The following is a 5857-nucleotide window of genomic DNA, read 5'->3' as shown; positions in this document are numbered from 1 at the left end:
GCTTGGTAGCGCACTTGACTGGGGGTCAAGGGGTCGCAGGTTCAAATCCTGTCATCCCGACGCAAAAGCCCTGGTGAGACGGCAAATCTCACCAGGGCTTCGTCGTATCCGGGGTCATTTTTGTTGGTCCCCTTCTGGTCCCCGTGAACGCGGCGGCGTGTTCGTCCGGCAGCTCCGAAGGCTTCGCTTCCGCGGTTTCTGTGGATAAGGGGACCATAAGGGGACCAGAACGCCATCCGAGGCGGCCCGAGGACTGCTCGCGTGGTCATAGCCCGCGCGCCGTCGTTCGCCGGGAGGCCGGCTGCTTCGATGCCGGTCGGCCCGACTTGCGGAGGAACGCGTTGGCTTGCTCGGCGGCGGAGGCGAGGTGCCGGTCGTCGGGGTGCAGGTAGCCGCGGGTGGTCTCGATCGAGGCGTGACCAAGGATGTCCTGAAGGACGTGCAGGGGCACGCCGGCGTCGGCCATCCAGGTCGCGCCGGTGTGACGCAGTCCGTGACGGGTGAGGTTCGGCAGATCGAGCTTTGCGACCAGCTCGTCCCAGTTCGTCGCGTCCCTCACTGTCGCGGTGGTGAGCACTCCGCCCTTCGGCCCGACGAGGAGCCGGTTTTCGGGTTCCTTGCCTTCGGTAAGGCGTTCCAGGACGGGGCGGAGCGGGTCGAGGATCGGCACCCGGCGTTCCTTGCGGTTCTTCGTCGCTTTCGTGATGAGCCCGCCTTTGCCGGGGAAGGTCTGCCGACTGATGATGACGATGTTCTTGTCGAACCGGACGTCCCCGGCCTGCAGCCCCGATACCTCGGAGGATCGGGCGGCCAGCAGAGCTGCGAGCATTACGAAGTCGGAGTAGGACTGGTGCACCTCTGCGCACGCGCCGGCCAGCTTGTTCAGCGTGGCGAGGTCAGGGATGGCGTGCGCCCGCGGTGAGGCGTCCTCGGCGGACTGTTCCCGGAAGGCGTTGCGGTTCAGGCTGCGCTTGGCGCGGTTCTTCGCCGGGTTCGTCGTCAGCATCCCGTCGCGGACTGCCTCGTCCAGGATGCGCACGAGCGGGGCGATGGTGTTCTTGATGGTAGAGGCCCCGTGCCTGGTCTCCCACTCATCGATGGTCCGGTCGATGATCCCCGCGGTGATCTGGGAGACGGGCAGGTGCCCGAGCGCGGGCAGTACTCGGAGCCGCAGTCCGATTCCGTAGTTGTCCGCCGTCGAGGTGGGGTCCAGGCCTCTCGCCCATCGCTGCCCGATAGAGGTGACGAATTCCAGCAGCGTCATGGAGACGTCCATGCCCTTGCTGGAGGATGTGCGGAGCTGATCGAAGAAGGCGTGCGCGGCGGCTTCGTCCGGCACGATCTCCGAGCGGGTAACGCGCCTCTTGCTGATCGGGTCGGTCCACCGGGCGCGGGCGCGGATGCCGTAGGAGCGGCGCTCCATGTCGGTGGACACTTTCACGCCGATAGGCGGCACCGGCTTGGGTGCCGCCTGCGGCAGCGGATCAGCCTTCCGCGGCATGGTCGTGCTCCAGCCCGGCCAGCCATCCGTCGATGGCATCGAGCCGATAGCGGGCGATGCCGCCCAGCCGCAGGAACGGCGGCCCGGTCTGCGCAGACCGCCACCGCGACAGAGTGGACTCCGACACCTTCAGGTAGGCAGCCACCTCACGGCTATTCATCAGCGGCGAGACCACAAGCGCATCGATGTTCTCGCTCATGAGACTTCGCCCGTGTCTGGATTGAGCCGCTGGTAGAACGCCTCCTCAGCGTCACGTCGCTGTTCGACATCAGCCATCATGAAGTCCACGAACTCGCTATCGCGGTTGATGATCGGGATGTCCTCCACTGGAGCGGCAGGTTCTTCACCCGGCCAGGTCGTCTGGCGGGTCGGGCGATCACGGTCCAGCCGGGTTCCGCAGGTGGCCACCCAGTCGCGCAGTCGCTCGCGTGCTTCGGCGAAGTCGCGATGCCAACCCAGCGGTGCCGACCCGTTCTCCTCGGGGTCATAGGCGCACAGCCAGTGCAGATGCAAGGCGCTGAGCTCCCAGACGAGTTCAGAGTGCCGGAACCAGGCGGGCGGGACCACGGAGGCGGGAAGACCGTAGGTCTTGCGGAGCCAGTCGACCCAGCGGTTGAGCTCGAGCCATTCCGCCTCGGCCTCGTCTGCAGTCAGCAGGTTCCAGTTGATCGGATGGGGCGGCTCGGCCATCACCGGGTCCTGGAACCCTGCGGCAGCTTCCGCGGGTTCCTGTTCAGGAATGAAGTCACTCATCTTCGATCACATCCCCATCGCGGCGGGGCTCGCGCCCCGGGCGCTCTGCGCCTTCGAGCCGAACCCTGCGCCTCGCGACGGTGCAGACTGACGCGGAGCGCGGTGAACTTCATACTGAGTGCGAGCAATGTCATGGCCGAAGCTGCTGACGATGAACTCCTCGGCCGCTTCGCCGTCCTTTGCTCGCGTGTACTCGTGTACGCGACCGCTCGCGACGAACTTGTCGCCCTTGTGAAACCGCTTATGGCCTTCCTCCGCTGCACGCCGGAAGGCGGCCATGTCGTGGAAGGTCGTTTCGAGCTGAGTCCACGAACCGTCGGGCTCTTGCCTCGAATGCTCGATACCGATCCGCGCATAGAACCGGAGCGTGCCGTCTTCTGTCCGGCTCAGCTTCGGTTCCGTCGCGATGAAGCCTGTCACAGACGGCTTCGTCTCAATGCTGCTCATGTCTCGTGCTCCTGTCTCATATCGCCGTCTCTCAGCGAGAGAGCGGTTCAATCACCAGGTGCGCAGCGCGGCCCGGCACTCTTCAGGGCGCGGCACGGCGGATCAGATCAGCCTCGATGCCCTTCCGGTCCGTGCGAAGCTGTGCCGCGTCGGGTCGCCTGGTCCAGATCCGCATGCGTGTGACGATGGGCGGCGCGGCACGCAGGAGCACGAGCGCGGTGCCGAACGGGAGGGTGCGGATGGTGTCGGGCGGCATGATCGGCACCCGGCGGATCGAGCGTTGCGCCGAGCGTGAGCCCTGGTCGCCGATGGTGGTGGAGTCGGTGATTTCGTCGCGTTCTCCGATGAGGGTGGAGAGGTCAGCGAGGTCTTTCGAGTTCGATGCGCCCCCGAGAACGATCTTCACGATGGAGGCATCCCAGATCGCTCCGGCGGCGTTCTCCGACCACTTCTCCCGTGCCTGCGCGAGCGACTGCAGCACGGGCATGGTGGTGATCCCGGTGCCGCCTCCCTCCGCCATGAGCGTCGGCAGCGACGGCAGCGGTGCGAGGTTGCCTACCTCGTCGAGAGCGAGCAGCACGGGCGGGTCAAGGCGAGCACCGGGGCTCGTTGCCGCGATGTGGCGTGCGGCTTCCACGAGGTCTTCCACGAACGCCGCCACCAAGGCGGCGGAGTTGTTCGCGCCGGCCCCGGTGGCGAGGAGGTACAGGGTGCCTTTTGCGCGGAGGAACGCTTCGGGGTCGAAGTCCTCGCCCTCCCGCGGCGATACGGCGTCGAGCACACGTGGGTCTGCAAGCGCCGCGAGGGCGAGGGAGACGCCTTGCCAGATCGAGTCGCGGGTGCGAGGGTCGGAGTCGATCATCGCTTGCAGCGAGTCCGCCCACCCCGTGGCAGCTCGCGGGTTGGCGGTGAGGATCGCGACGGCATCAGCGGCGGCAGAAGGGTCGAGGGTCCACCGGAACAACTCAGCAGGTGACCGGTGATCCAGTGCGGCAGCATGGAGCAAGGCTTGGAGCGCGGTCCTGGTCTTTCCTTCCCAGAACCCGCCGCCCTCGACACCGCCAGCAGACAGCCCGGTGCCTGCGGCGAGCCCGGTCGCGCGGATCATCGCCGTCAGCGGGTCCTCACAGCCGCGGATGGGCGACCACCTGAGCCCGGACGGTACGCCTTCGGCGAGGTGCTGAGGATCGAACACCGCGGTCGGCCCGATCTTCGCCCGTGCTGTGAGCGTGGCGGTGAGGTTGTCGGGTCTGGTGCTTGTCGTGACGACCGCGCCGGGCGCGTCGAGGATGGCGTTGATGACGATGTGCGCGCCTTTGCCCGAGCGCGGCGGTCCAATCAGCAGGATCGAGTCTTCAACCGACGCCCACACGCTCTTCCCGCGTGAGACGCCGATGCGGTAGCCAACGTCGTCGGGTTTCGGGTTCTCGAGCGAGGGTCGCAGGTGCCCCGCCCGTCGCAGGAGCGCGGTGTCGGAGGCGTTCTTGGCGACTTCGGTGCGGGTGGCGATCCCGGCGATGCGGTACGGGTCTGCTTTGGTCTGCCTGCCGTGTTCACGGATCAGATGCCACACCCACCATGCCGCGACACCGGCGGCGACTATCAGGATGCCGGCGGTGATCCAGTACGCGACCGGGCTTAGCCCCGGTGCACCGAGCGGCAGGGCTGGGTCGCCGGGGTGCAGGATGACGCCCAGGCCGGCGTCGATCCCGCCGGTCGGCTGATCGTGTCCGGTGATCCAGGCGGCGATGGAGCCGGCGCCGCGGAGGATGCCGGCGAGGATCGCGGCGCCGATGAGGACGCCGATGCCGAGGTTGGAGAGTTCATCCCCGAGTGCCCCGGTCGGGCGCGGGGTGCTCACACCGGTCTCCCGACCGCGACGGTGCCCGAGACGCGGCCCAGGAGCACGACTTCACCGGTCGGTGCCTGGGCGACTTGCTCGGCGGTGAGCATGGCTCGCACGGCGCCGGTCGGTGTGGCGTCGGTGTGCGCGACGATGACCGCGACGGCGACATCTTCGCCGGGGACGAAGCCCTCGCTCTGTAGCCCGACCAGCACCGGCGGCCCCGCCGGAGCCTGCGTTCTGATGAGCGTGGGCGGTGCCGGTTGCGCGTGGGGCTCTGGCACGGGCTGTCGGCGTCGGCCTGGGGTGATGATGTCGGTGAACACGCTTCCGTCGGCTTCGCGGACCTCGACCCGGATCGGGCACTGCCGCAGGTTGGTGAGCTGGTCGATCAGGCGGGCGAACGACTCGCGCCGCCAGGGCGGCGCATACGGTTCCGGCTCATACGCCTGCCCGTCGACGGTGACGGTCATCGTGCCGTCGCCGTCGATGGTCATGATGACGTGCGGCAGCACCACCGGCACGTCGGGTTCACGGTGCGCAGGCGGCTGCTGGTCGGTGGTGCGCTTGTATAGGGGGTCCTTCATCGGGGGTTCTCTCTGTTCGTTCGGGCACAGAACAGGTGCACCGACAAATGCCCGATCACCAGGCAGAGAGACGAAGTCCACTGGACGCAGCGGTGCTGTGCCAGGAGAATGAGAGTGTCGTTGGTTCAAGGTGCTATCGAGAGCACAGTGTGGCTGGCGGTGGCTCTGGCCCTGGCGTTCGTCCGCCTCCTGAGTGAGGCTCCCGTGTGGAGCAGTCGAACGGAGAACCGAATGAAAGCTAACAAGGCAAGCGTCCCCAACAGTCGACCCGCACAACCGAGGAGGTTCTGGCAGTATCTGCTCGAAACCATCTGGGCGGCGGGCGTCGGGGTCCTTGGGTCCTCGCTAGCCACCTTGAATCAACGAACAAGCGGAGCACTCATTTGAGTGCTCCGCTTTGCTCTATCAGCGCGTCATGCGCCCAGTCGTGTCGAACGCGGTGAGCTCTGCCGGATGGAGCTGGTGTTGCACGACGAAGGATCGGTCCTTGATGCGCCAGAGCCCCTGCCCGGTACCCAGCGACGGGAGGAGCTTCTGTTCCGTGCCGGTCAGGCCTAGTGCGGTTGCGGTCGTGCCGAGCTGGTCGGGCTCTTGCCGGTAGACGATCCTCGTCTCAGCATTCGCCAGCAGTGACGAGGCGAGCGCCCGCATCGCCGATCCCTGATCGCCTACGTTGTCCAAGTCGCTGAGCTTGTGGAAAATCAGCATGTTGCTGATCCCGAAGTG

6 protein-coding genes, 1 tRNA gene and 1 pseudogene (1 of these 8 only partly in view) are annotated in these 5857 nt (G+C 66.9%); 1 reads left to right on the top strand and 7 read right to left on the bottom strand.

The genetic code is table 11. From position 1 onward, the window contains the following. A tRNA-Pro gene (locus tag BGN97_RS05060) sits at positions 1 to 60 on the top strand; it begins 69 nt to the left of the window's first position. Between the two features lie 205 nt (positions 61 to 265). Here BGN97_RS05060 and BGN97_RS05055 read toward each other — a convergent pair. From BGN97_RS05055 to BGN97_RS05025, 7 genes and pseudogenes are all read right to left on the bottom strand, one after another. Then, a complete protein-coding gene (locus BGN97_RS05055) occupies positions 266 to 1501 on the bottom strand; it encodes a site-specific integrase (RefSeq protein ID WP_292698556.1) in 1236 nt (411 codons plus the stop codon). Continuing rightward, positions 1485 to 1700 (bottom strand): helix-turn-helix domain-containing protein, encoded by a 216-nt coding sequence (locus BGN97_RS05050; RefSeq protein WP_292698555.1) that lies wholly within the window; start codon positions 1698 to 1700, stop codon positions 1485 to 1487. The genes BGN97_RS05055 and BGN97_RS05050 overlap by 17 nt, the downstream gene beginning before the upstream one ends. Next, positions 1697 to 2254 (bottom strand): hypothetical protein, encoded by a 558-nt coding sequence (locus BGN97_RS05045; RefSeq protein ID WP_292698554.1) that lies wholly within the window; start codon positions 2252 to 2254, stop codon positions 1697 to 1699. The genes BGN97_RS05050 and BGN97_RS05045 overlap by 4 nt, the downstream gene beginning before the upstream one ends. Positions 2255 to 2260: 6 nt before the next feature. Continuing rightward, a complete protein-coding gene (locus BGN97_RS05040) occupies positions 2261 to 2701 on the bottom strand; it encodes a single-stranded DNA-binding protein (protein WP_292698553.1) in 441 nt (146 codons plus the stop codon). 82 nt (positions 2702 to 2783) lie between these two features. Continuing rightward, positions 2784 to 4562, bottom strand: coding sequence for a type IV secretory system conjugative DNA transfer family protein (locus tag BGN97_RS05035; RefSeq protein WP_292698552.1), 1779 nt, complete (start codon positions 4560 to 4562; stop codon positions 2784 to 2786). Next, positions 4559 to 5212 carry a hypothetical protein gene (locus tag BGN97_RS05030; RefSeq protein ID WP_292698551.1) on the bottom strand — a complete coding sequence of 218 codons (654 nt, stop codon included), beginning with the start codon at positions 5210 to 5212 and terminating at the stop codon, positions 4559 to 4561. Before BGN97_RS05030 ends, BGN97_RS05035 begins: the two co-directional genes overlap by 4 nt. A 324-nt stretch (positions 5213 to 5536) precedes the next feature. Continuing rightward, a pseudogene (locus tag BGN97_RS05025) lies at positions 5537 to 5857 on the bottom strand (ATP-binding protein); the annotation flags it as partial.

The organism is Microbacterium sp. 69-10, from assembly GCF_001897945.1.
Lineage (GTDB): Bacteria > Actinomycetota > Actinomycetes > Actinomycetales > Microbacteriaceae > Microbacterium.
Note: the sequence above shows the minus strand (reverse complement) of the source record. Positions and strands in the feature narration are given on the sequence as shown.